Raw genomic sequence first — 21,604 nt, forward strand, 5'->3', positions numbered from 1 at the left:
ATTTAAACAATAGAATACTTTTTAAAATTGAACATTTTTTCAAAACAAAACCACTTAACAATAGCTAAAGTAACATGAGTACATCTAAGAATTATGCGGGTATTTCCGATGAATTCGCCCAACTGGAAAAATCAAAGATTATATTGATCACTGTTCCTTATGACGGAACCAGTACATGGGGAAAAGGAGCGGATAAAGGCCCTGAAGCTTTTTTGGAAGCTTCTGAGAATATGGAATTGTATGATATTGAAACAGATTCTGAAGTTTACAAGCAAGGTATTCATTTAACCAGCCCAATTACCGTAAACAGCTCACCGGAGGCCGTGGTAAAAGAGGTGCATGCTATTACAAAGGATTTTATCAAGCGTAATAAATTCGTAACCTTATTTGGAGGTGAACATTCCATTTCCATTGGTTCAATAAGGGCTTTCAACGAATGTTTTGACAACCTGACCGTTCTTCAGATAGATGCCCATGCAGATTTAAGGGAGTCTTATGAAGGTAGCAGATACAATCATGCCTGTGCGGTCTATGAGGCCAACCAAACCACTAATTTGGTGCAGGTTGGTATACGTTCTATGGACAGTATTGAAAAAACATTAATGGATCAGGATAAAACGTTCTTTGCCCATGATATGGTGAACGACGAATATTGGATGGACAAGGTTATAGATACCATGACAGATAATGTTTTTATCACTTTTGATCTTGATGCATTTGACCCTTCAATTATGCCGTCTACAGGTACTCCAGAACCTGGTGGATTGTTTTGGTACGAAACCTTAGAGTTCTTGAAACAGGTATTTGAAGACAAGAATGTGGTTGGTTTCGATATTGTTGAACTATGTCCTAATAAAAACGATCGATCATCTGACTTTTTGGCGGCCAAATTATATTACAAAATGCTTAGCTATAAATTTGCCGGGCAAGATATAGATCAGGAGTATGACAATACTTATGATATCGATTACAAAGCAAATACAAATTCAAAATTTGAAGATGACGAAGACTAAAGGTGCTATCACCAATTTTATAGAAAAATACTATTTACACTTTAATGCCGCTGCCTTGGTAGATGCCGCAAAAGGATATGAACAACAATTGGACAATGGAGCCAAAATGTTGGTTTCCTTGGCCGGAGCCATGTCTACGGCAGAGCTGGGCAAAATTTTCGCAGAGGTTATTCGCCAAGACAAAGTGCAGATTATTTCTTGTACAGGTGCCAATCTAGAAGAGGATATCATGAACTTGGTTGCACACTCACATTACAAGAGAGTGCCCAATTACAGGGACTTAACTCCACAAGATGAGTGGGGCCTATTGGAAAAAGGCCTAAATAGGGTAACAGATACTTGTATACCGGAGGAAGAGGCCTTTAGAAGGCTACAACAGCATATATTTAAGATTTGGAAAGATGCTGATGATAAAGGGGAACGTTACCTGCCCCATGAATTTATGTACAAAATGTTACTTTCCGGAGTGTTAGAGGAATATTATGAAATAGACCTAAAGGATTCTTGGATGTATGCCGCAGCTGAGAAAAATCTACCTATTATTTGTCCAGGTTGGGAAGATAGTACAATGGGTAACATTTTTGCTTCCTATGTGCTAAAAGGGGAGTTGAAGGCCAGCACCATGAAATCTGGAATAGAGTACATGACCTTTTTGGCAGATTGGTATTCGGATAATTCTGAAAATGGTATAGGTTTCTTTCAAATTGGCGGTGGTATAGCAGGAGATTTCCCAATTTGCGTAGTGCCTATGTTATATCAGGATATGGAGCGTACTGACACACCTTTTTGGAGCTATTTCTGTCAAATAAGTGATAGCACCACAAGTTACGGTTCATATTCCGGAGCCGTACCTAACGAAAAAATAACCTGGGGAAAGCTAGATATCAATACCCCAAAATATATTATTGAAAGTGACGCCACAATTGTTGCGCCCTTAATTTTTGCTTACCTATTAGACATGTAGTTATGGACAAGAACGCACATTTAAAAAAAGTCATTGTGGACTTTAAAAAATTGACACCAGAGGTACTTAAACTTTTGGTGGAAAGATATCCGGATGGGTATGATGACCGCAATATCATCTCATTTAGAAATGCTCAAGGAGAACGTATAGAGGCAGTTGAAGTATTGACCGAGGATACTAAGTACTTGGTAAAGATCAGCGCCAAATTAGAGTATACCATGGAGAATTATGACGAGGACGATTATGAGGATTTTGATGATGACGATCCAACTGCGGTAGTTGAGCCAAATCCTGAGGATATGGTCGATGGCGATGATGAAGATTAATTTTATCATTTAATCGATTATGGCCGTTGCCCAGGCCCAGCAAATTTCCGGTCTAATTAAGATAGACCGGATCACTTATTTTTTCCCTAATTTAAATAGATGATCGTTGTATTTACAACAGGTATATGAACATAGATGAAATTGAGAATATTGAATTAAAGTTTTTAGATCTTGATGATTATCAAGAACTAAAGACCGCCATGATATCCGCATATACCAATATGCCCGGATCTTATTGGAAAGAGGAGCATATAAAATCCTTAATAGATAAGTTTCCAGAGGGGCAAGTGGTCATTAAAATCAATGGTCAATTGGCCGGTGTGGCATTATCAATTGTAGTAGACTATGATGCTTTTGACGATAACCATACCTATGAGCAGATTACGGGTAAATATACGTTTGACACCCATGATGACGAAGGGGATGTTCTCTATGGTATTGAAGTATTTATTAAGCCAAGTTTTAGAGGTCTTCGTTTGGGCCGTCGTTTATATGATTATAGAAAAGAACTTTGCGAAAAGTTAAACTTAAAGAGTATCGTTTTTGGCGGTCGTATGCCCAATTACCATGAATATGCATCGGAACTATCACCAAAGGAATACATTGACAAGGTTCGTAGAAAAGAAATTCAAGATCCAGTACTGAACTTTCAGATCAGTAATGATTTTCATCCCGCTAAAGTAATGAAGGGGTATTTGGACGGGGACAAAGCTTCCCAGGATTTTGCTATTTTAATGGAATGGGATAATATTTATTATCAGAAACCTTCCAAAAAAGCGGCTACGAAGAAAACCGTTATCCGTCTTGGCCTTATCCAGTGGCAAATGAGACCGTACAAGGATTTGGACGAACTCTTGGAACAAGCGGAATATTTTATAGATGCCGTATCCGGTTACCGCTCGGATTTTGCTTTGTTTCCAGAGTTTTTCAATGCACCGTTAATGGCGGTAAACAATCACATGTCCACTTCAGATGCTATTCGGGAATTGGCCAAGCATACACAGGCAATTGCCCAAAAATTTTCTGAATTTTCCATATCCTATAATATCAATATCATAACAGGGAGTATGCCAGAAATCATAGATGGCCGCCTATATAATGTTGGGTACCTTTGTAGACGGGATGGTAGCATGGAACGTTATGAAAAACTACACGTTACGCCAGATGAGGCTAAGGTGTGGGGTATGCAGGGAGGAACGCAATTAAAGGCCTTTGATACGGATTGTGGTAAAATTGGCGTTTTGGTCTGTTATGATTCTGAATTTCCGGAATTAAGCCGTTTATTGGCAGATGAGGGTATGGATATTTTATTTGTTCCTTTTTTGACCGATACGCAAAACGGATATTCAAGGGTGCGTAACTGTGCGCAGGCAAGGGCAATTGAAAACGAATGCTATGTGGCTATTGCCGGTAGTGTTGGTAATTTGCCCAATGTACAGAATATGGATATTCAGTTTGCCCAATCCATGGTTTTTACTCCATGTGATTTCTCGTTTCCTACCAACGGAATAAAAGCAGAGGCAACCCCTAATACGGAAATGATCCTCATTGCAGACGTAGATATTAGCTTGCTTAGGGAACTTAACCAATTTGGGGCCGTACGTAACCTTAGGGACAGAAGAACCGATCTGTTCGAATTAAGAAAGAAATAATTAAAGCTCCAAAATACAACGGAGACAAAATAATAGAATTTGGATAATTTAAAGATTATAGGTAGTGAAGAGTGGTGTGTGTTCAATGAACTGGGTATACCGGCAATTAAGGCTAGGGTAGATTCTGGGGCTAAAACGTCTTCCATACAGGCTACCAATTTAAAAATTGTAGTAAAGGGCGGACATGAATGGGTAAAATTTGAGGTGAGCCCATTACAGGAAAATCGTAGTATAGCCATAGAATGCCAAGCTAGGTTGGTAGATCGCAGGATGGTAAAAAGTTCTTCCGGAATTTCTGAGGAACGTTTGGTCATAAAAACCCCGGTTACCATTGGTGAAGATACTTTTGATATTGAGCTGACCTTGGCAAATAGGGATACAATGGAGTTTCGTATGCTATTGGGTAGAGAGGCACTGAACGAACGTTATATTGTCAACCCTGCAGTAAATTATCAATTACAATCATTTGAGGAAAGTGCGGTCAATAAAAAATATGCACCTTATTTTAAGGAAAAGACAGGTTTAAAAATTGCCCTTTTGGCAAGTAATCCCAATTTATATAGTAATAAAAGAATTATTGAAGCAGCCGAGGCCAGGGGGCATGAAATTGATTTTTTGAATGTTGAGCAGGCCTATATGAAGCTTGATGCACGTTCCCCGGAAATTAGATATAGAGGAGGTATCATTTTAAAGGACTATGATGCGGTAATACCACGTATTAAGCCTTCGGTTACCTTTTACGGTTGTGCATTGATCCGTCAATTTAATAATTTGGGGGTATACTGTCAAAATTCTGCAGAAGCCATTACACAGTCCAGGGATAAATTGTTCGCTTCACAATTGTTTTCAAACTATGATATCCATATCCCTATTACCGGTTTTGCAAAATCACCCATGGATACCAAGGATTTGATCAAAATGGTGAACGGAGCTCCGTTGATCATTAAATTATTGGAAAGTACCCAAGGTAAGGGAGTTGTTTTGGCCGAAACCAACAAGGCTGCAGAAAGTGTTATCAATGCCTTTAAAAGTGTCAATACCAATATATTGGTCCAGGAATTCATAAAAGAGGCCAACGGGCAGGATATTCGCTGTTTCGTGGTCAATGGCAAAGTGGTTGCAAGTATGCAACGACAAGCCCAAAAAGGTGAATTTAGGGCCAATATACACCAAGGAGGAACCGCTTCCATTATTAAAATCACCGCAGATGAAAAGAAATTGGCATTAAAGGCGGCCAAAGTTTTGAATTTGGCGGTTGCCGGGGTAGATATTATCCGATCTAATAAAGGACCATTATTGCTTGAAGTAAATTCTTCTCCCGGTCTGGAAGGAATAGAAAATGCTACCGGTAAAGATATAGCCAATGCCATGATCATGGCGATTGAAAAGCGATTGAAGTTTAGTAGTTGACCAATTTGAAGAACAGGCTAAACCCTGTTCTTCAAATTTTCCAACATGGTTTTCGTTGTTTTTTCAAGATCAAATTCTGCCTTCCAGTTCCAATCCTTTTGTGCATTGCTGTCATCAATACTACTTGGCCATGAATTCGCAATTTGTTGCCTAAAATCCGGTGCATAGTCAATCGTAAAATCAGGTATTATAGCCTGGATACTGGCCGCTATTTCCTTTGGGGTAAAACTCATGGCTCCCAGATTATATGAAGACCGTTCTTTAATCTCATTCTCTGGGGTTTCCATAATTTGTAGGGTTGCCCTAATGGCATCGTCCATGAACATCATGGGCAATTTGGTATTTTCTTCCAAAAAACATGTATAGGTGCCCTGTGTTAACGCTTTATGGTAAATTTCCACGGCATAATCCGTTGTGCCGCCACCCGGCATCGTTTTCCAACTGATCAGTCCGGGATAACGAATACTGCGCACATCTACACCAAATTTTTTAAAGTAATATTCGCACCAGCGCTCCCCGCTCTGTTTACTGATTCCATAAACGGTACTAGGTTCCATGATGGTGTTCTGTGGGGTATTGTCCTTTGGGGTATTTGGGCCAAAAACAGCGATACTGGAGGGCCAAAATATCTTGGTTATCTTTTTTTCCTTAGCTAGATTAAGTACATTGAAAAGGGTGTTCATATTAAGATTCCATGCACGCATGGGAAATTTCTCCGCTGTTGCACTTAACATTGCGGCCATTAAGTAAACCTCTGAAATATCATAATAGGCAATAACCTCTTCAAGGGCATCATAATTGGTAGCATCCAAGATTTCAAAAGGCCCAGATTGCATTAAATCCTCGTTACCTTCCCGTATGTCGCTAGCAATAATATGTTCACTACCGTATTTTTCTCTTAAGGTATAGGTGAGTTCTGTTCCAATTTGACCACAGGCGCCGATAATCAATATATATTTTGACATTTAAATATGCGTTAAATGAATTGCCGCATAAAGATACCTTTTCTTAAAATTTGTACATTCGCTTATGCCTAAAATATTAGCTTATTTAGTTGTACTGGTCTTAATAGCTTCATGTAAAGACCCTGTTTCCGAAACCGCCGAAGCACAAGGTTCCGGCTGGGAGATTGTTGTAGATAGCCTTCCTGCCAAAAGTCCGGTAAATTCAAAAGCACAATTACTTTTGAGCGATTGGAAGGAATATGTAGCCGTTGAGCGTAGTTTTGATAAACTGTACACGACGGAGTTTAGAGAGGACTTCGTACTTATAATGGAAGAGTTGATCGAGAACCAAAAGAAAATGGAGGATAGTGTATATCCTGCTTCACTTGATATACCGCAAATTAAAAGTAGACAAAAGGTATTTAAGACGTTTATATTAAAAACAAAAGGAGATTTGGAATACCGACAGAATCCAAAGGAATCCATTATACAAATGATTGTGGCCTTCAACAATTTACGAGATCAGGTTAATGTGGTGGTTAACAATACCCTATTGGAAGAATTACGTGCAAATGAAGAAAATTAAATTGCTTTTTATTTTAGTATCCTCGTCCATGTTTGCACAGAACAATACGAACATGGAAGTCTCACGTGCTCTTGATGATTGGCATGCAGCCGCAGCAATGGCAAATTTTAAGTCCTATTTTGAACTTATGACGGATGATGCCGTTTTTATAGGGACGGATGCCGGTGAAAATTGGCAGCGGGAAGAGTTTATGGCCTATGCAAAACCCCATTTTGATAAAGGCCGTGCATGGAATTTTACTGCCGTAGAGCGTAATATTTATGTTGGCGGAACAAATGATATTGCCTGGTTCGATGAGTTATTGGACACCCAAATGAAAATTTGTCGCGGTTCTGGAGTACTAAAAAAAGTGGACGGGCAGTGGAAAATTGCCCACTATGTGCTATCTATCACCGTACCCAATGCTATTGTTGAGGAGTTGGTAAATTTAAAGAATGAGAAAGATAGTCTTCTTCTGGTTGACCTAAGGTCCAAATATTAAAAAAGGCGAACAAAAACTGTTCGCCTTTTAATTCAAAACCTTCTATTTATTATTTTTTATCCTCAGGGGTATCTTTTCTAGAGGTCAACGCTTGTTTACTTAAACTTGCCAAGTTAAAGTTTGGGTCCATGGCCAAAGCTTCATCCATTGAGGCAATAGCGGCATCAATATTATTTTTATCCATATTGTATTGAATAAGGCCCTTGATATGGAGAAAGGCAGCTTTCAAAGAAACCTCATACGGTTGTTGGCGCTCATAAAAGGCATATTTCATATCATCCGTTGCATTGGCAATACCATATTCCACATGCTTCATGGCCCCGGCATTATCACCTAATTGTACCTTAAGGTCTGCCAATTCATATGCCAAATATGCGTTTGGGTCTCTTTGGTTTAAAATCTCAAATTGTTCCAAGGAACGTTTGGGTTGGTTCAATGCTTTTAGGGATATAGCCTTTACCTGTACCGCTAGATCAGAATCCGTATCATTCTTTTCAATGCCTATGGTGTTCAATGCTTGTAAGTGTTGATTATCATTGGCATATATATAGGCCAAGGTATCCATTCTTTCCTTGGAAGGAGATAGTACATTTAAATGGGTAAGGGCATTTATTACACCATCTATATCACCCTGTAGGCGCATTTGGTCATAAAATGCCTCATAATGTTTCTGCAATTCTGTCTTGGTCTGTGCAATGGCATAACTGCCTGAAAATAATAATGTTGTTAACACTATTAATACTGTTTTCTTCATCTGTTTAGATTCTTTTTAAGGTGCGCTAAACTATTAAAATAATTTGTATCCTCCTGTTAAGGAAAGGTTTAAATGTCCGGAAAAGAAAAAGGCGCTTATAAAAGCGCCTTTCAAATTTTTATAACATTGGTTTCTATACCAGTTCCATCCCTTTTTGTTTGGTACCGAACATTTTTAATAATTGAGAATAGAACCCTACGCTCTTGTTATCTTTCTCTATACAAGTTGCCAAAAAACTTCGCAGGTTTTTAAACAGCAAATTGGTATAGATGGTAGGCAAGTACGTGTTTACCCGTTTAGGATCATAGACGCTCTCATCTTGGATTACTTCCATTTGAATTCTATGGCGATGATAATCAATGGTAACGTTCGTTGCATTATAGTATTTCTTCAATAAGGCAATATGTAATTGCTGATATCCTTTAGATGCCGTAGGATTTTTACAGCTTAGGGAGATGAGTTTCTCTAATTCAACTAAAACCCTCTCCCTTAAATTCGACTTTTCCATAACATTTTGGTTTTAAATTGAGGTATAAAGGTATGTTATACATCGATAACTACTTGTAAACCAATAATATATTAACGGTAATTAAGTGCTTTTGTTGTGAAATAGTTAATAGGTGTTGTAAAAATTCAATTTATAGTTGTGAGAAAATCATAATTATTAATAAGAAAAATACTACAAGATTTGACTTTTTTGTACGTTTTCCCAAAAGTTTGGGTATAGTGTGGTAAAGGGAGATTGCGTTTTATGGCCTCTTGAGTGTAGTAGTCCTGTTTTGTTGGATGTTCAGGGTATACCGCATTGATCGTATCCCCAAAATGGTCCGTTTTAATGATCGTTTCTATAATACCGATGCAATCATCTAAATGAATTAAATTTACCGGAGCCGTACCCCCGTTTAGATTTTGCTTTCCTGCCAGCATGGTAATTGGATGTCTGCCAGGACCGATCAAACCTCCAAAACGGATAATGGTCGTTTTAAGGGAGCTGTCATTTTTGAACAATTGTTCACATTGCACCAACTGTTTTCCGGATGAGGTGTTTGGTACGGGCAGACTTTTTTCGTTGACCATACCTTTCACATCTCCATAGACGGCCGTACTACTGGCGAATATAATATTTTGAACGGATGATTTTTTAATAGCCTCGTGAAGCAATTGTATTTTTGCGATATAGCTTTCTTTAGGACCTTTTCCCCTTAATTTTGGAGGGATATCAATAATCAAAGTTGTTATTGTACGTAGAAAATCTTCTATTGGGCCCTGTATATTATTTTCGGTCAGGGTAATAGAAAAAGGTTCAATTCCATTCTTTTTTAGCAACTGTAATTTATCCTTGGATGTAGTGGTGCCTTTTACAACATACCCCTTACCAATTAAACTAGCTGCTAAAGGTAGGCCTAACCAACCACAGCCTATGATGCCTATTTTAGTAGTCAAACTTAAATTTTTGAATAGTTAAAATTGCATCGTTCAAAACAAAGGGCATTGGTATGTTTTGGGAAGGTCTTTGCGGAATGGTAAACAAACTATTGCCTAACAGATCATTGGAAGCTTCATATACCGTTAATTCCAATTGTTCTGACTCTGGTAAGGTTAAATCTAGTTCAGTATACTTGATATCACTAATATAGTGGGTGACCAACCTACTATTTCTTCCGTCTTTTAATGCAAATGTGGATAATGGTATACCGTTGACCTCAGCGCTTAAAATTTCCGAATCGTTTCTAAATATTTCTAATCTATTAATGGACCTTTTTGGAGTTAAACATATTCTTAGGTTTCGTATTCCATTAATAACGGTATCCAATTGTATATCCATTTGTAATGGTTCAATTTGTTTTAACGGTGCTTTTTGGGTGTAGGTAAAACCAGAACTGTATTTACTGCTTAACGTATTTTTAGTCAACACGCTATCTGCATTGTTGGTCATTGTAATATACTGCTTTGTCCAGTTAGAAGGTACATGTTCGTAAGTTGCCCACATTGCTTGGTTTTCATCCGTATTATAAACATATAGCAAGCTGGTTGGTTTTGGATTGTTTTCAGAAAAATCGGAATTCATGTGGGCGGACACCAAAAAACCTATTCCCAACAGGAAGCTTAAAAATGCCAAGGCCGCTTTTTTACGATATCTGGTAAACAATGGTAATAATAGGAAAAAGGTCAGGGTTGACAACAAGGTTGTGGCAACCATCATTTTAAGACCTAGGCCAATAGGAAACATTTTTATAAATGGAGAAAAAATAAATAAGGCCGGGAGCCCTAGAAATACCAGTAAATAGGAATTTGGGTTCTTTTGGTTTATGTGTATATACAAAGCAACAAGAACGCTAAATACGGGAACAATAAAAAATGCCGCTCCCTTTAAATATACGGCAATTAAACCACATAGTACCAACCATAAAAAGATTGGGGCAACCAACAAGTTTGCCGTTTTTACGACCTTAAATTTATAATAGGCGTAGAAACAAATACCTATTGAAAATAGCGTAAATGCCATAATATAGGCATGTCCATTATAGGTAAAACCATGTAGCATGTCCTTATAACCGGGGTATAGCCATTTTAAAACAGACCAGCTATAAAATCCTACTACGCCATTTACAACAAGGGTAAAAAGTACTGGTATCCAACCTTTGAAAATATCCTTTACATTCAATACCTTCTTTTTAAAACCTAAAATGAGTAGCATTATAAAGCATAGTATGGCCAAGCCCAACATGGGCATTATCCATGTAAAGGGGTAGGAAACCATTTTAAAAAAAGGCACATTGAAATAGACATTGTCACTCAAACTTTTTATACTGCTTAAATCTGCATTTGCAAAGTGTATTAATAAGGGCATAAGATAGCTACCTTGGTGTGCCAATGTGTTCCGGTCCAAGCGTTCGTAATTGTCCATTACGGTATGGTAATCGTAATGGTCATCTATAAAAGCAAAGTTAAATCCTTCAATATCCGCGTTTTCCCTAAATACAGTAAGGTCCGTATCATTGGGCAACATTTTATAGATACTGTAAACCAAAGAATTTGCCACAGGAAAATCTGGATTGGCCGCAATGAATTCCGTAATCATATTACGGTTGCCCCTATTGGTTTCCATAAGCATATAACTAGGTCCGCCGCTGCCACGTGCTTCAAAATTAAGTACTAACCCTACATCCTTTAACCATTCATGCCGATCTACAAAAAGTTGGGCTCCGTTCAAACCTAGTTCCTCCGCATCTGAAATTAAAATGATAATATCATTTTTGGGCTTGGTATCACTTTTTAAATAAGCGCGTATACCTTCTAAGATTGTTGCTACCCCACTTGCGGCATCACTTGCCCCTAGTGCAGAATGTGGGTTACTGTCATAGTGGCTCAGTAACAACAAGGCTTTGCCATTTTCACTGCCCTTGATTCTGGCAAGAATATTTTCCGCTTTGCTAAGATTGGACCAATCTCCCGCGGTATAGCCTTCTTGAACGGAGGTTTCAAGCCCTAGTTCATTGAGTTGGGAAATGATGTAGTTACGAGCTTTGACATGACCGGGAAAACCAACACTATGTGGTTCTAAGGAAAGTTGTTGTACATGTTGTAACGCCCTGTCTGTAGAAAAGTTGGTTTGCGGAACTTCCATGTCCGTTTGATACTTGGGCAAAAGGGAATTAAAACTCCAATAAATAGCAAGTACTATCAGGAGTAGTGTTAATACGGTTGGTGTTTTTCTCATAATTACGGTATTCTTCTTTAAAGTCACAAATTATTAAAAATTACGTTGCTTATATCTAATATTATTAGTAAATGTCAAATATTTTGTTATCTTTATTAATCAACCTTTAAATAAACTGTTATGGGAATCAAAAGCTTTCAAGGTGTTAGAAAGGTATTTAAAAAAGAATTTGAGGCCCCTATTTTGGTAGCCGATTACATGACCACAAAGTTAATCACTTTTTCTCCAGAAGACTCTATTTTGGCGGTAATGGAGAAATTTGCCAAACATCATATTTCCGGTGGACCGGTTTTGGACAGTAACGGGTTTTTGGTTGGAATCATCTCTGAAGCGGATTGCATGAAGCAAATATCCGAAAGTCGTTATTTTAACCAACCAATATTGGATAAAAGCGTTGAAAAATTTATGACCAAAACCGTAGAGACCATACCACATGATATATCCATATTTGATGCTGCAGGAATCTTTGCACAACATAACAGAAGAAGGCTACCGGTAATGAAAAATGGTATTTTGGTAGGGCAGATCAGTAGAAAGGATATTGTGATAGCAGCCTTAAAACTTAGCGGACATAATTGGAAGTAGTTTAAATTTTTATATGAATAATAGCTATGGGCGCTTCTATTGAGGTGCCTTTTCTTATTTGTTTATTCTCGCTTTACAATCATATAAAAATCATTGTCCAAAGGTAAATACCCTAAATCATATAAAAAATAATAGGTAGTTCCTTTTTTGGTAGTATATAGATTGGTGACATAGTCAAAATCAAAACCCTTGTTCATTAAACGAGTTCTTGTGGTCTTGGTTTTGCCATTGGTAAGTTTATAACTATCCAATATTTTATAATTCTTGCGCAACCTGTTGTTGATATTCCGTATTAAATTCTTGCTTTCCGGATTTACCTTGTTATTATAGGCATTGCGACAATAATCGTTACAGAATTTCTTGTCAATTCTGCCAAAAACTTCCTTACCACATTCTAAACATTCCCGTTTCATCTATTGCCTATGGTAGTTAAATTTAACCTCATTGGATTTTCCATCACCTTCACCTACATCTACATACATGTTTATTTCCTTATCAGAAATATACTCAATGGTAAAATCATCAAAATATAAGCGGTCTTCCATTATTTTGACCAACTTAAAATCTACCGTTTCATCCTTTTCTTCCCAACCATTTAAGTCAGCGTCAAAATGTTTTAGTTGAAGGAGCAAAGTACCATTAGTTTCAATAATATGTCCAAACTCATAAAAACCTACCGCACCATCTGCAATCAAACGAAATGAAAACATCATGGAACCGTTTTGTGGCGGACTCCATATTTCCTCTACAATACCACCAAATGCTTCACCTTTCCAATGGCCGGCCAACCATGAAATAGTGTCCAACTTAGCCGTTGGGCTCAACATTCCTTCTTCATATGAAACGGTTTGTTGTGATTGTAGCCAAATAGAGGCAAAAAGAAAGCATAACGTAATTGGTTTCATTAATCTGTATTTGTAAACAAGATACAAATTAAACGTTTACAAACATTTAGGGTTATTTCTCATAAAATTCTATGGGAAGCTCATCCGGATCGGCAATAAAAGTGAACCGTTTATGTGTATGCTCATCTATTCTAATAGGTTCTGCAATTACATGTTGCGATTTGCAATGAGCTATGATTTTGTCCAAATCATCTACTTCAAAGGCTAAGTGGCGTAGCCCACAGGCTTCTGGCCTAGAAGGTCGTTTGGGAGGGTTGGGGAAGGAAAACAATTCAATAACATAATTTCCATTCAATGCTAAATCTAGTTTGTATGATTGCCGTTCTTTGCGATATACTTCACGGATTATCTCTAAACCTAAAACATCCGTATAAAATTTTTTGGAAATTTCGTAATTAGAGCAAATTATGGCGGTATGGTGTACTTTGTTCATTGAGAATAATTTAAATCCATTTTTTTTGAAAGTATTGTGCTGGGTAATATCAACCTTTTAATAACCATGATGTACTCATTTTATTTTCTAAGAAATATTTACTCAACTTCTACCTTTTTATAAGTTTCATATAAATCTATTGCCTTTATATAATCCTTAGCACCGGCCATAGTCATATCCGTTACAAAGCCATCTAGTTTTGGGTAATTTATCTTAATCCAGTTTATAAGGGAATCTTTTTCTTGGTTCCAGTTATTCCAATTTACCCCAATGTATTCTAACTCCCTAAATGTGGTTATTTTATCATTTGCAAAGGATATTTCCACTTTATATTTTAAGGGGTTGTTTTTTAAAAATGCGTTTCTCTTATTTTTTTGGGCAACTGTAGCAATAACAACCTGGTTTTTTTCTTCTAATGCAATGATTTTATAAGAGGATTTAAAAATAGAATCCCATTTAAAGAATTCATGGAAACTATTATGGTTATAGGGGGTTATATAATCCCCGAAATTAAGGTAACACTATCGTGTAGTACATTTTTTAAAGCATTATAATTACCTGTATCCAGAGCATTGTAGTATATTTTTGTAGCCTCTTTATAATTTGGACGTTGACAGGCGCAACTGATCGATACACCCACAAAACACAGCGTAAACACTAAATATTTCATTTGTTGTTAGCTTAACGATTTAATCATCCCCTTGATTTTTATTGCTTTCTCAAAATGATCTAACCTATGTTCCAAGATCCACCATTGGGCCACCTCCATTAACAGTTTTGGGTTGTCATTTTTATTTTTAAAGAATACATAGAAAGAGAGTCCTACATTTTCTCCTTTAGCGGCAATTTTTGAATCGCAAACCTGAATAATTTTTTGTTTTATTTCTTGGGTCATTATAGGGTGCCTTTTTTAGATGTCAATCCACGATGTTTAGTTTATACTTATGCAATAATCCTTGCAGTGTTTCCCTTGAAAAAACAGCCTCCTTTACCATATTGTTTTCTGGGTCCAAACTAAAATTTGTCGCTGTACTAAAATCTGCCTTTTGCAGATTAGTTCGCGAAAATATGGACCGTTCCAGATTACATTCCAAAAATTTGGCATTGCTTAAATCACAATCGCTAAAATCTACTTCTTCTAGGTTACAAGACTTAAATTGTTGACCGATCAACTTCATTTCTACAAAATTTGCAAAACTTAGGTTACAGTCCGCAAAATACATTTGCATTAAAAAAGGATTGCAGGTGTTGAACGCTAACCCCATTAATTTACATTGTGAAAATGTTATTTCCTTAAATGTGGTATTCACAATGTTTGCATTACTTAGGTTGCAATCAATAAATTCACATTCCAAAAAAGTCTGGTTGTCCAAATAACCTTTATTAAAATTGCATCTTTCAAAAATGCAGTTTTCATATTCTGCCCTTGGTAACCGCTCGGAGGAATAATTTTCTCCCATAAAGGTTTTGTCCACTATTAACTTTTCCACTACATTTTTCATTTTACTGGCCATCTTGCTGACAACCGCTTAAAGACGATATTTTTGGGAAGATAGCAAAAGACCTGATAATAAAATAATGGTGTATTTGAATTTGGTAATTCTAATTTTACAAGGCCTATTTTAAGGTTTTGATCAATTTAAATTTCTTAAAATGATAAATTGATTTTAATACCGTGCAGACTTCATTTTTTAAGTTTAATGCCTTAAGTTAGGAGGCCCATGGAACACCAAACTAGACTTTTAAAGCAAGAAATAAATACCCAAAAACTACAGGAATATTTTCCCAATGGTCAAATTAAAACGTATTCTAAAGGGTACGCCATTAGTTATATCCATAAAAAAGTGTCAACATTTAGATGGTTGTTAGAGGGTAGTGTCAATTACTATATTTCATTGGAAAATCCAGAAAGCGATATTCTGGTCTGTCAAAATTCCGAACCATTTTCAACCATAGGACTAAATGGGTTCAATACCCCTAAAAGATTTACTTATAAGGCAATTGTAGCTTCCACACAAGCAACTTTTTTTGAAATACCGTTTAAGGAACTAAAGGCATATTTGCAAAAAGGACATCAGAACATACTCTTAAAAAATATAGGCTCAAAACTTTATCATGTTTTGCGCACGGCATTGTTAAAACAGACAGAATTATTGAATCCTGTGCGTTTTCAACCCTTTGTGGAGGACCGTCAGTTTTTTATTTCACCAGTAGCGGAGCAAGAGGCCATTGTTTCGTTAATGAGACGCTCACCATTTTTGGATTATTTTGAAGAAAGGAATTTAATGGCTTTGGCCGCACTGGCGGAACGTAGGGAATATGAACCGGATGAAGTGCTCTATGTACAGGATGGTTCCAGTAATGGACTTTTTATATTAATACATGGTGAAGTTACCATTAAACGGATAGAGAACACTATTGAAATTAAACAACGGTCCATTAAAAATTCCGGCTTTGTATTCGGATGGTCTTGCCTGTTAAAAGAAAAGGATATATGTTCTGCAATAACGAATACAAAAACATCTGCTTATTTTATTCCTGAGGGCGATTTAATGAAACTCTTTCAACAGGACGATATTTTTGAGGGTCAATTTTATCAACGGTTATTGTGGTTAATAGGCAACCAGTTAAATGCTGCCTTTGTTCGTTATGTAGGACTATTGGGCAAGCATAACCTACAGGCCGTATATCAATTGATCAAGAATAACAAATCCCGTTTGTTGTTATCATCGCCATTACATCAAGTACCACATCTATTAAAGAGCAATACTACAAAACAATTGGCCTATGGGGCTTTGGCCAAATTGGTTAAAAGTGGAACATCCTTAGAGCGTCATATAGCTTCGTTAAGTTTAGAGCTGTTGGGAGAAGACCAAAAGGAATACGAATTTCTGAGCGGGTTACAGGAAATTTATAAAAGTGTTGCCGAAAAGAACAGCAAAGATGTAAAACAAAATAGAAAATCCTGTGCGGAGCTAACCATTAAGGTATTTAATAACGTGCCCCATATCATTGAAGGATGGGAAAACCTACCGGATAATACCGGAAATATCTTTATTTACAACCATTTGGTCAATGATGCACATTATACCCTGAACAATAATTTTCAGATTACGCTAGATTCACACTTTCTTAGTGCCATGGTTTTGTACAAGAAATACGGTGAGCCAGGTATTAGAACGGTACGTATAGGAAAAGGACAGGAATACGGGCATCAAAATTATTATGATAACCTGGGCTATATTAATGTTTATACTAAAGAGTCTGAACAACCCTCAACCGATAAGAAAGAAGAAGCAAGAAGCATTTTTTACCGCGAAGCTACCAAGCATCTAGAACAAGGATACAATTTGATCATTAGTCCAGAAGGTACTTCCTATAGAACGGAAGAATCTCCGGGGCCTTTTAAAATGGGAGCATTTAAATTGGCTTTGCACACAGAACCGGAACCGTACATAGTACCTGTGGTCATGGTCAACTTTGACCATCGTTTAGGGAAATCATTATACTATTGCGCAATACAAAAACCTTTTTTGTTAAGTGAGAAAGTAGCCAGTAAGAGTAATCAAGATCTGTATGCCTTTTTACAAAAATATCAAGATGAATATTCATCCTATGTACAAACTGCCATTGAAAGGGCAGATGAACTCAATGTGTCCAATTCAGGATCGGATAATCTTGAAGAGCCACCTGCAATTTGGTGTAATGAAATAAAACGACTTAAAAGGCGAATCGGCAAATTGGAAACCCAAGAAAACCTTATTGCCTTTTATGGAAGTTCTTCCGTGCGGTTATGGGTGAACATGCAACGGGACCTAAGCCCGTTCAATGTGGTCAATTTAGGATTTGGTGGCTCCACCTTTGCATGGTGCATTCATTACTTTGATGAGATCTTTAAAGAAGCCCACCCATCCAAAATTGTATTATATGCAGGTGAAAACGATTTAAATGATGGCAAAACTCCGCAAGAGGTACTTTCGGGATGCATGGAGTTGGTAACAATGATTTATGATAAATATCCTGGTGTAGAGCTGGCATTGATTAGCCTTAAACCAAGTGTTGAGCGAGAATATCTTATTCCGTTGATCATGGAAACCAATTTAATGTTGTCCAAGTATATTATTACGGAACTTAATGCTCAATACATTAATGTGTTCGCACAAATGATCACTACAGATAATAGGCCTATTCCAGAGTTATACCTTTCTGACGGATTACATTTGAACAAGCAAGGCTATGCACTGTGGAGTACTGCTATTAAAAAAGCACTCCAAGCAGCGGATAGCCTTGAACTTGAAAATCAGTTTTAGATGGTACCGTTAATCTTGTCCGCCTTTACGTTGTGGCGTTCTTGGTGTTGGCCATTCTCCTTTTTTGCCTGATCTTGGGTTAATGCCCAAAACAGCTTTTTCACGAGATGTTTTTTCTGGGTCTTCGCATGCCATATAGGTAAGAATAGCAGTTAATATGGCGTTGTTGCGTACATCGTCAAAAACAATTTTATCGTAGGTGTCCAAATTGGTGTGCCAAGTATAGTTCCAATAATCCCAGCTCAACGAGCTTAGCGAAAACGCAGGGGCACCTGCCGCTACGAAAGATGCATAATCTGATCCACCACGACCGGGCGAACCGGGGAATGTAGTTTCTATTTCGTTTTTGTAGGTTTCCGGTACGGCTTCTAACCATCGCCCCAAATAATCATATGCATGAAGAAATCCTTGCCCGGATAAACGAACCACACGGCCCGTACCATTATCTTGATTGAATAATGCTTGTACACCGGCAACAATTTCTGGGTGATCCTCAACAAATGAGCTAGAACCATTTAAACCTTGTTCTTCACTTCCCCAATGCCCTACCAGAATAGTCCTTTTTGGGTTTGGATATACTTTTTTCAGAATACGTGCTGCTTCTAACATGGTAATGGTACCTGTGCCATTATCGGTTGCACCTGTACCGCCGTCCCATGAATCAAAATGAGCGGAAAGAACCACATACTCATCTGGGAACTCGGTGCCGGGTATGGTGGCTATGGTATTAAATGTAGGTACAACGCCCAAGTCTTTTGACTCTGCCACTATTTTAATTTTGGTATCCGCACCATGCTCTACCATCCTGTACAGCATTCCGTAATCTTCTAATGAAATATCTACAGCAGGAATTTTTTCAGTACCTGCACTAAAAATCTTATTTGCACCAAAACCCTCGGACCATCTTGATTGAGCAATACCTACAGCACCGGCTTTTTCAAATGCTGTATTGATGTTTCTACTGGTATATCCCGTATTATTAATATTCTGTCTCCAGATTTTCTCCAATGAATCGCGCTCGCTTTTCATTTTTTCAAAAGATGTTTTTGTCGCGTATTCTTCCCAGTTTTCATCTGGTCTGCCCGTAGGTTGCAACATGCTTACCATTACTATTTTCCCTTTTACGTTAGGTAGCCATTTTACAAAGGACAATGAATCTGTAAAACTTGGCAGTGTAATTAATGAAGCCGTAACACCTTTAGAGCTAGTGCCTGGGTTCCATGCCAATTGTGTTGCATGTAATGATGCTACACGAGGTGAAACCATATCTACATGGGTAATACCTCTTTGCCATCCTTTCCAGGTTCCCCATTGCTGATTTTCTGCAGAAATCCCCCATTTTTTGTAGGTGTTTACCGCCCAATCATGGGCACTTTTCATTTCTGGCGTACCTACTAATCTTGGACCGTTGAGGTCCATTAATTCGTAAGCCAATTGTTCTAGCTGACTGTTTTCAATGCCTTCTTTCTCTATGGCATTGACCATGTCCTCTACAGTTTGTGAAATTGCAAATGTAGAGCATAGGAAATATGCCCCAATGAGTAGTACTTTTTTCATGTTCAAGTTAGTTTAGTTCTTTGAACTAAGGTACTCATTTAAGGGCGATAGCCCGCTGTTAAAATTTATGGGATTTTAAAAATTGGACAAGACTTTCCTGAATTAAATACTCCCAACCCGCTTTGCCACTTTCTTTTTTAAATTCAGGAATATCGGTCGGGAAATCTTTAATAACTTCACCGGTAAGGGTAAGAAGGGTGCCTAGTTCATTTTTGGACAACTCAAAAGTACTGATGCTTTCTCCGGGATATTCATCAAATGACCAACGATAACTTATTTTGGATGGCGGTGTAACTGCTATCACTTCCCAGTTGTGGGTAAAATTTCTTCCTTCGTTGGTAATAAGAAAGCTGGTGGTAAAACCAACTTCTGGCTTAAAGTCCGGAATAACAGGAAAGTACCATTTTCGCATGTATTCCACATGTGTCAATGCTTCCCATACCTGCTCCATTGAAGTGTTAAAAAGATGAGTGACAATTATAGGTTCATTGTTTCTCATAATATTATGCTTTAGTTGTTCTCCAGTTCTTTTTTATTGAAAACACAATTTTCCATAGGAGCTTCATTACGTAAAATTGCCAGGGTATTTTGAACCGTCATTGTACACATTTTAGTATACGTTGTTTTGGTTAGGCTGCCTAAATGTGCCGTAATCAATACATTTTTTAATTGAAGTAATGGATCATTTTCCACTGGTGGTTCTTCTGCCAGAACATCGGCAGCGAAACCTGCTATGCTATGACTTTGCAGGGCATTGAACAACTCCTTTTGATCTATGATTCCTCCTCTGGCGGTATTGATCAACAACGCATTGGTTTTCATTAATGAAAAGGCAGCGGAATCAATTAGTTTTTCTGTTTTAGAGGTCAAGGGCAGGTGTAAGCTAATTGCATCTGAAGTGGTTAAAAGCTGTTGAAATTCTACAAATGAGAAGGGTACATCTTCTTTTTTTGAGCTCCAGTAAATGATATTCATGCCTAAAGCCTTGGCGATATGTGCTACTTTTTTTCCAATATTTCCCATACCGATAATCCCCAAAGTTTTGCTATGGGTTTCATCGCCAACATACGTTCCCCGGTCTCCCCATCTATTTTCTTTGACCATGGTAACGGCATTGTACAAATTTCGCTGAAGCATTAATAACAGGGCAATAGTGTGTTCTGCAATGGTATCGGCATTGGAATTTGGGGCGTTTACCACTTTAATTCCTCGTTTGGTGGCACTTGATACATCAATATTGTCCAAACCAACACCACAACGGGATATTACTTTTAAATTGGGCAACTGTTCCATGAACGAATCACGTACCTGACCTTTTCCTCGTGTAATGATGGCATCAATAGCATTATTTTCTATTTGATGCTTCAGTGATGCTTCATCAAACTCTGTCAAAATATTCATGTCCGAAGCATTTTCCAACATACTCATAGCATCTTCGGCAACCGTTTCCAGTAAAAGAATATTCTTTCTATTCATCTGATTTATGGTAAAGCGTGGCGTCTTTGGATTTGTATCCACGGAAATCATTTCTGCCCGATACATAAATTCCTTCTTTGAACAACTCGTCTTCAAAAATCTTTGGGTCTATATAATCACCGGGAACGGAAGAGAGTTCTACCAAATTCCCCGATGGGTCACGAACAAACATTTGTATGGCGCCGTCCGGCAGTTGGCGTACATTGCCCCACGGTTTTATATCAATGACACCAAGCTCTTTCATTCTAAAAAATAGGGTGTTAATGTCATCTACCTGAACACAGATGTGACCTCTAAACGAATACGCATCTTCCCACTCGGTTAAATGCAATTGTTGTTCCTCGTTGAATTTAAAAAATGCCGTGGGATAATCAAATAAGAATGCGGGTATGGCTTCCAAACCGAGTTCTTCCTCGTAAAATTTACAAGCTTCTTCTAAATTGCTTACCACCAGTGCAACGTGATTAATATGTACTGCCTTTGCCAT

At 37.7% G+C, this 21,604-nt stretch carries 25 protein-coding genes; 9 read left to right on the plus strand and 16 right to left on the minus strand.

The features are described from left to right. Positions 1-74 precede the first annotated feature (74 nt). From speB to rimK, 5 genes are all read left to right on the plus strand, one after another. Complete coding sequence (gene speB, locus Q2T41_RS10925) at positions 75-1,013, plus strand: agmatinase (RefSeq protein WP_304436115.1); 939 nt, start codon at positions 75-77, stop codon at positions 1,011-1,013. After that, positions 1,000-1,977, plus strand: a complete 978-nt coding sequence (locus Q2T41_RS10930; RefSeq protein WP_304436116.1) for a deoxyhypusine synthase family protein — start codon at positions 1,000-1,002, stop codon at positions 1,975-1,977. The genes speB and Q2T41_RS10930 overlap by 14 nt, the downstream gene beginning before the upstream one ends. 2 nt (positions 1,978-1,979) lie before the next feature. Further along, positions 1,980-2,303: a hypothetical protein gene (locus tag Q2T41_RS10935; protein WP_089258780.1), complete on the plus strand. Its 324-nt coding sequence runs from the start codon at positions 1,980-1,982 to the stop codon at positions 2,301-2,303. Between the two features lie 125 nt (positions 2,304-2,428). Continuing rightward, positions 2,429-3,955: a GNAT family N-acetyltransferase gene (locus Q2T41_RS10940; RefSeq protein WP_304436117.1), complete on the plus strand. Its 1,527-nt coding sequence runs from the start codon at positions 2,429-2,431 to the stop codon at positions 3,953-3,955. A gap of 39 nt (positions 3,956-3,994) precedes the next feature. Further along, positions 3,995-5,365 (plus strand): 30S ribosomal protein S6--L-glutamate ligase, encoded by a 1,371-nt coding sequence (gene rimK / locus Q2T41_RS10945; protein ID WP_089258784.1) that lies wholly within the window; start codon positions 3,995-3,997, stop codon positions 5,363-5,365. 17 nt (positions 5,366-5,382) lie between these two features. On the opposite strand, the gene Q2T41_RS10950 is transcribed toward rimK, so the two are convergent. Continuing rightward, complete coding sequence (locus Q2T41_RS10950; RefSeq protein ID WP_304436118.1) at positions 5,383-6,330, minus strand: NAD-dependent epimerase/dehydratase family protein; 948 nt, start codon at positions 6,328-6,330, stop codon at positions 5,383-5,385. 64 nt (positions 6,331-6,394) lie between these two features. Here Q2T41_RS10950 and Q2T41_RS10955 point away from each other — a divergent pair, with 64 nt between their 5' ends. Further along, positions 6,395-6,895, plus strand: a complete 501-nt coding sequence (locus Q2T41_RS10955) for a hypothetical protein (protein WP_304436119.1) — start codon at positions 6,395-6,397, stop codon at positions 6,893-6,895. After that, a complete protein-coding gene (locus Q2T41_RS10960) occupies positions 6,882-7,376 on the plus strand; it encodes a nuclear transport factor 2 family protein (RefSeq protein WP_304436120.1) in 495 nt (164 codons plus the stop codon). The genes Q2T41_RS10955 and Q2T41_RS10960 overlap by 14 nt, the downstream gene beginning before the upstream one ends. 49 nt (positions 7,377-7,425) lie before the next feature. Here Q2T41_RS10960 and Q2T41_RS10965 read toward each other — a convergent pair whose 3' ends face one another. The 4 genes from Q2T41_RS10965 to Q2T41_RS10980 form a co-directional block, all read right to left on the minus strand. After that, complete coding sequence (locus Q2T41_RS10965) at positions 7,426-8,130, minus strand: hypothetical protein (protein ID WP_304436121.1); 705 nt, start codon at positions 8,128-8,130, stop codon at positions 7,426-7,428. 133 nt (positions 8,131-8,263) lie between these two features. Next, positions 8,264-8,638 (minus strand): hypothetical protein, encoded by a 375-nt coding sequence (locus Q2T41_RS10970; RefSeq protein WP_304436122.1) that lies wholly within the window; start codon positions 8,636-8,638, stop codon positions 8,264-8,266. Between the two features lie 125 nt (positions 8,639-8,763). Next, on the minus strand, positions 8,764-9,573 hold the full coding sequence (locus tag Q2T41_RS10975) for an SDR family oxidoreductase (protein ID WP_304436123.1): 810 nt from the start codon (positions 9,571-9,573) through the stop codon (positions 8,764-8,766). Further along, positions 9,563-11,851: a M28 family peptidase gene (locus Q2T41_RS10980; RefSeq protein ID WP_304436124.1), complete on the minus strand. Its 2,289-nt coding sequence runs from the start codon at positions 11,849-11,851 to the stop codon at positions 9,563-9,565. Before Q2T41_RS10980 ends, Q2T41_RS10975 begins: the two co-directional genes overlap by 11 nt. A 120-nt stretch (positions 11,852-11,971) precedes the next feature. Here Q2T41_RS10980 and Q2T41_RS10985 point away from each other — a divergent pair, with 120 nt between their 5' ends. Then, the gene (locus Q2T41_RS10985) at positions 11,972-12,436 is read left to right on the plus strand and encodes a CBS domain-containing protein (protein ID WP_089258801.1); all 465 of its coding nucleotides are present in this window, start codon (positions 11,972-11,974) and stop codon (positions 12,434-12,436) included. Between the two features lie 62 nt (positions 12,437-12,498). On the opposite strand, the gene Q2T41_RS10990 is transcribed toward Q2T41_RS10985, so the two are convergent. The 7 genes from Q2T41_RS10990 to Q2T41_RS11020 form a co-directional block, all read right to left on the minus strand. Continuing rightward, a complete protein-coding gene (locus Q2T41_RS10990; RefSeq protein WP_089258803.1) occupies positions 12,499-12,849 on the minus strand; it encodes a hypothetical protein in 351 nt (116 codons plus the stop codon). After that, a complete protein-coding gene (locus tag Q2T41_RS10995) occupies positions 12,850-13,341 on the minus strand; it encodes a DUF6265 family protein (protein WP_304436125.1) in 492 nt (163 codons plus the stop codon). A gap of 52 nt (positions 13,342-13,393) precedes the next feature. Then, positions 13,394-13,774 carry an SMU1112c/YaeR family gloxylase I-like metalloprotein gene (gene gloA2 / locus Q2T41_RS11000; protein WP_304436126.1) on the minus strand — a complete coding sequence of 127 codons (381 nt, stop codon included), beginning with the start codon at positions 13,772-13,774 and terminating at the stop codon, positions 13,394-13,396. A gap of 98 nt (positions 13,775-13,872) precedes the next feature. Continuing rightward, entirely contained in the window at positions 13,873-14,100 is a 228-nt protein-coding gene (locus Q2T41_RS11005) for a hypothetical protein (protein ID WP_304436127.1), read from the minus strand. A gap of 167 nt (positions 14,101-14,267) precedes the next feature. Beyond that, positions 14,268-14,444: a hypothetical protein gene (locus tag Q2T41_RS11010; RefSeq protein ID WP_304436128.1), complete on the minus strand. Its 177-nt coding sequence runs from the start codon at positions 14,442-14,444 to the stop codon at positions 14,268-14,270. A 6-nt stretch (positions 14,445-14,450) separates the two neighbouring features. Further along, positions 14,451-14,669: a DUF6500 family protein gene (locus Q2T41_RS11015; protein WP_304436129.1), complete on the minus strand. Its 219-nt coding sequence runs from the start codon at positions 14,667-14,669 to the stop codon at positions 14,451-14,453. 22 nt (positions 14,670-14,691) lie between these two features. Continuing rightward, positions 14,692-15,276 carry a pentapeptide repeat-containing protein gene (locus Q2T41_RS11020; RefSeq protein WP_304436130.1) on the minus strand — a complete coding sequence of 195 codons (585 nt, stop codon included), beginning with the start codon at positions 15,274-15,276 and terminating at the stop codon, positions 14,692-14,694. Positions 15,277-15,495: 219 nt separating this feature from the next. Between Q2T41_RS11020 and Q2T41_RS11025 the strand changes: the two genes are divergently transcribed. Continuing rightward, complete coding sequence (locus Q2T41_RS11025) at positions 15,496-18,084, plus strand: cyclic nucleotide-binding domain-containing protein (protein ID WP_304436131.1); 2,589 nt, start codon at positions 15,496-15,498, stop codon at positions 18,082-18,084. Between the two features lie 9 nt (positions 18,085-18,093). On the opposite strand, the gene Q2T41_RS11030 is transcribed toward Q2T41_RS11025, so the two are convergent. From Q2T41_RS11030 to Q2T41_RS11045, 4 genes are read right to left on the minus strand one after another with little or no spacing between them, the layout of a single operon-like run. Beyond that, the gene (locus tag Q2T41_RS11030; RefSeq protein ID WP_304436132.1) at positions 18,094-19,641 is read right to left on the minus strand and encodes a M20/M25/M40 family metallo-hydrolase; all 1,548 of its coding nucleotides are present in this window, start codon (positions 19,639-19,641) and stop codon (positions 18,094-18,096) included. Positions 19,642-19,699: 58 nt separating this feature from the next. Further along, the gene (locus Q2T41_RS11035) at positions 19,700-20,140 is read right to left on the minus strand and encodes an SRPBCC family protein (RefSeq protein ID WP_304436133.1); all 441 of its coding nucleotides are present in this window, start codon (positions 20,138-20,140) and stop codon (positions 19,700-19,702) included. An 11-nt stretch (positions 20,141-20,151) separates the two neighbouring features. Beyond that, complete coding sequence (locus tag Q2T41_RS11040) at positions 20,152-21,117, minus strand: 2-hydroxyacid dehydrogenase (protein ID WP_304436134.1); 966 nt, start codon at positions 21,115-21,117, stop codon at positions 20,152-20,154. After that, the gene (locus Q2T41_RS11045; RefSeq protein ID WP_058104161.1) at positions 21,110-21,604 is read right to left on the minus strand and encodes a VOC family protein; all 495 of its coding nucleotides are present in this window, start codon (positions 21,602-21,604) and stop codon (positions 21,110-21,112) included. The genes Q2T41_RS11040 and Q2T41_RS11045 overlap by 8 nt, the downstream gene beginning before the upstream one ends.

Origin of the sequence: Maribacter confluentis, from assembly GCF_030505015.1 — a bacterium.
GTDB lineage: Bacteria > Bacteroidota > Bacteroidia > Flavobacteriales > Flavobacteriaceae > Maribacter > Maribacter sedimenticola.

Excerpts from the sequence above, each read along its gene's own strand:
- speB (WP_304436115.1), top strand. The coding sequence starts at position 75 with ATGAGTACATCTAAGAATTATGCGGGTATTTCCGATGAATTCGCCCAA.
- Q2T41_RS10930 (WP_304436116.1), top strand. The coding sequence starts at position 1,000 with ATGACGAAGACTAAAGGTGCTATCACCAATTTTATAGAAAAATACTAT.
- Q2T41_RS10935 (WP_089258780.1), top strand. The coding sequence starts at position 1,980 with ATGGACAAGAACGCACATTTAAAAAAAGTCATTGTGGACTTTAAAAAA.
- Q2T41_RS10940 (WP_304436117.1), top strand. The coding sequence starts at position 2,429 with ATGAACATAGATGAAATTGAGAATATTGAATTAAAGTTTTTAGATCTT.
- Q2T41_RS10950 (WP_304436118.1), bottom strand. The coding sequence starts at position 6,330 with ATGTCAAAATATATATTGATTATCGGCGCCTGTGGTCAAATTGGAACA.
- Q2T41_RS10955 (WP_304436119.1), top strand. The coding sequence starts at position 6,395 with ATGCCTAAAATATTAGCTTATTTAGTTGTACTGGTCTTAATAGCTTCA.
- Q2T41_RS10960 (WP_304436120.1), top strand. The coding sequence starts at position 6,882 with ATGAAGAAAATTAAATTGCTTTTTATTTTAGTATCCTCGTCCATGTTT.
- Q2T41_RS10965 (WP_304436121.1), bottom strand. The coding sequence starts at position 8,130 with ATGAAGAAAACAGTATTAATAGTGTTAACAACATTATTATTTTCAGGC.
- Q2T41_RS10970 (WP_304436122.1), bottom strand. The coding sequence starts at position 8,638 with ATGGAAAAGTCGAATTTAAGGGAGAGGGTTTTAGTTGAATTAGAGAAA.
- Q2T41_RS10980 (WP_304436124.1), bottom strand. The coding sequence starts at position 11,851 with ATGAGAAAAACACCAACCGTATTAACACTACTCCTGATAGTACTTGCT.
- Q2T41_RS10985 (WP_089258801.1), top strand. The coding sequence starts at position 11,972 with ATGGGAATCAAAAGCTTTCAAGGTGTTAGAAAGGTATTTAAAAAAGAA.
- Q2T41_RS10990 (WP_089258803.1), bottom strand. The coding sequence starts at position 12,849 with ATGAAACGGGAATGTTTAGAATGTGGTAAGGAAGTTTTTGGCAGAATT.
- Q2T41_RS10995 (WP_304436125.1), bottom strand. The coding sequence starts at position 13,341 with ATGAAACCAATTACGTTATGCTTTCTTTTTGCCTCTATTTGGCTACAA.
- gloA2 (WP_304436126.1), bottom strand. The coding sequence starts at position 13,774 with ATGAACAAAGTACACCATACCGCCATAATTTGCTCTAATTACGAAATT.
- Q2T41_RS11010 (WP_304436128.1), bottom strand. The coding sequence starts at position 14,444 with ATGAAATATTTAGTGTTTACGCTGTGTTTTGTGGGTGTATCGATCAGT.
- Q2T41_RS11015 (WP_304436129.1), bottom strand. The coding sequence starts at position 14,669 with ATGACCCAAGAAATAAAACAAAAAATTATTCAGGTTTGCGATTCAAAA.
- Q2T41_RS11020 (WP_304436130.1), bottom strand. The coding sequence starts at position 15,276 with ATGAAAAATGTAGTGGAAAAGTTAATAGTGGACAAAACCTTTATGGGA.
- Q2T41_RS11025 (WP_304436131.1), top strand. The coding sequence starts at position 15,496 with ATGGAACACCAAACTAGACTTTTAAAGCAAGAAATAAATACCCAAAAA.
- Q2T41_RS11030 (WP_304436132.1), bottom strand. The coding sequence starts at position 19,641 with ATGAAAAAAGTACTACTCATTGGGGCATATTTCCTATGCTCTACATTT.
- Q2T41_RS11035 (WP_304436133.1), bottom strand. The coding sequence starts at position 20,140 with ATGAGAAACAATGAACCTATAATTGTCACTCATCTTTTTAACACTTCA.
- Q2T41_RS11040 (WP_304436134.1), bottom strand. The coding sequence starts at position 21,117 with ATGAATAGAAAGAATATTCTTTTACTGGAAACGGTTGCCGAAGATGCT.
- Q2T41_RS11045 (WP_058104161.1), bottom strand. The coding sequence starts at position 21,604 with ATGGCAAAGGCAGTACATATTAATCACGTTGCACTGGTGGTAAGCAAT.